Origin of the sequence: Pseudomonas sp. TJI-51 (assembly GCF_000190455.2) — a bacterium.
GTDB classification, from domain to species: Bacteria; Pseudomonadota; Gammaproteobacteria; order Pseudomonadales; family Pseudomonadaceae; genus Aquipseudomonas; species Aquipseudomonas juntendi.
Window position 1 is genome coordinate 1 of sequence record NZ_AEWE02000125.1, and the last position, 2,141, is coordinate 2,141.

Below are 2,141 nucleotides of genomic sequence, written 5' to 3' on the forward strand. Positions count from 1 at the left end.
TTTAGCCGCGAAAGGGCCGGCAACTCCAATCACAATGTCAGGGTCAGGCCTTTGACCAGCGCACCCGGCAAATGACTCGACCCGGTGCTGCGCTGTCCATAGGTGCTGGTCGACAGGATCATCTCGCGCTCCTGGGTCAGGTCCTCCAGTTGGCTACCGAGCAAACTGTACAGGCTGTCATCGAAGCGCATGGTGCTCACCGGCCCCTGGATCTGCCCGTTCTCTACCCAGAAGGTGGCGAACCGGGTCAGCCCGGTCATGCGCGCTGCTGGCAAGTCCGAGTAGTTGAGGTACCACAGGTTGCTGATGTACAGCCCAGTGCCCAGCCGCTGCAAGACCTCGTCCATGGGCAGGCCACCCGGTGCCAGGCTGAGTGCGCAGGGCGACTCGTAACTGTCGGCGCCGTTGGCCAGCAGCTTGAATTCGGCGGCGCTGCGCGCGCTGATTAGCCGTTGCGCCGCCCGGCCTTGCTGGATCAGCGGCACATCCAGGCGCGGTGAGCCTTCGTCGGAAAACGCCGGGCTCAGCGAGCCGCTGACCTGCTCGGTGAAACTCACCAGCGGGCTCAGCCGTGCATCGCCGTTGTACAGGCGCTGCAAGGCGCTATTGCCGGTGGCCAGCGCTTGGGCGGAAAAACCGCCCCAGCACAGCATGCCGGCGATTTCGTCCATCGCCGCCGGGGCCAGGTAGGCACGGTAGCTGCCGGGTTCGAGGGTGACCGCCGGGCGCCCGAGGAAGCCCAACTGCTCCCGCGCCTGGCGCAGGCGCGCGGTGAAGTCGTCGGGGTTCCACACCTGGCCGGCGTAGTTGGCCTTCACCGCCTGGCCATTTTCGTGGAACAGGCTCCAGTCGAAGTTGAAGCTGTTGGCCTGGTGCCAGCCGAAGGCACCGAACGAGCTGGCGAAGCCCCGGCAGACCGGGCCCGCGGCATAAATGCCGACCAGGTCCAGGTCACCCGCTTCGCGGTCGAGCAACACCAGCACATCGCTGAGTTCAGGTAGTGGCTGCTGTTGCTGGCTGTGGCTGTGCCAGGCGCTTTCGTCCAGGCGCAGGTAAGGGTCGACGGCCAGCAGTGGCAGGGTCTGGCGCAGTTGCGCCAGGGCATCCGCCAAGCGTTGGCGGTCTAGTTGCGCATCGCCACTCAAGGTCACCTGCTGTTCGGCCTGGCGACCGTCGCGGATCAGCCGCAGCTGCGCGCTGGCCTGGCTGACATGCCCGGCCTGGCGCACCTTGGCGTGGTTGAAGCGCACGAACTGGGACTGCTCGGCGCTGTAGCCAAGGGTAAACTGCTCGCCACTTTCCAGGGCGGCGCGCACCTCCCCGGCCAGGGTTTCAAAAGCGTGTTTCATAAGGCGTCGCCTCCGAATACGTCGATCTGGCGGAACACGCAGGCCGGCGAGGCGTGGCCCACGCGCACCACCTGGTTGGGTTCGCCCTTGCCGCAGTTGGGCGTGCCCAGTACCTGGAAGGTGCTGCGGTCGCCGACCGCTGCCAGGTTGCGCCAGAACTGTGCGGAGATGCCCCGGTAGTTGGGGTTCTTGACGATGCCCTTGAGCTCGCCGTTCTCGATCAGTTGGCCCCATTCGCAGCCGAACTGGAACTTGTTGCGCGCGTCGTCGATGGACCAGGACCGGTTGGTCCGCATCAGGATGCCGTGCTCGATGCCCGCGATCAGTTGTTCGAGGGAGTGCTCGCCCGGCTCGATGTTGAGGTTGGCCATGCGGTCGATCGGCGCGCGGTTCCAGCCACAGGCGCGGCTGTTGGCCACACCGTCCAGGCCGGAGCGGAACTGCGATAGCGCGCCGCCCAGCGGGCGCAGCAGCAGGCCGTCGCGGATCAGGAACTGCTTGCTGGCCGGAGTGCCGTCATCATCGAAGCTGTAGCTGGCCAGCTCTTCGCCGATGGTCGGGTCGAAAGTCACGTTCAGCAGGCTGGAACCGTACTGCAGGTAGCCGAAGTCACTGGCTTTGACGAAGCTGGTGCCCGCGTAGTTACGCTCGTCGCCGAGGATGCGGTCCATCTCCAGCGGGTGGCCGATCGATTCGTGAATCTGCAGCATCATCTGGTCGGGCATCAACAGCAGGTCGCGCGGGCCACTGGGCGTATTAGGGGCCAGCAGCAACTGCAGGGCCTCGTCGGCG

General features: G+C 65.8%; 2 protein-coding genes. Both read right to left on the reverse strand.

The genetic code is table 11. The features are described from left to right. Nucleotides 1-29: 29 nt before the first annotated feature. Complete coding sequence (locus G1E_RS23130; protein ID WP_009681362.1) at nucleotides 30-1,349, reverse strand: TldD/PmbA family protein; 1,320 nt, start codon at nucleotides 1,347-1,349, stop codon at nucleotides 30-32. Continuing rightward, nucleotides 1,346-2,141 (reverse strand): TldD/PmbA family protein (locus tag G1E_RS23135; RefSeq protein ID WP_047150140.1); only part of this gene is annotated, 796 nt, incomplete at its 5' end. The genes G1E_RS23135 and G1E_RS23130, both read right to left, overlap by 4 nt.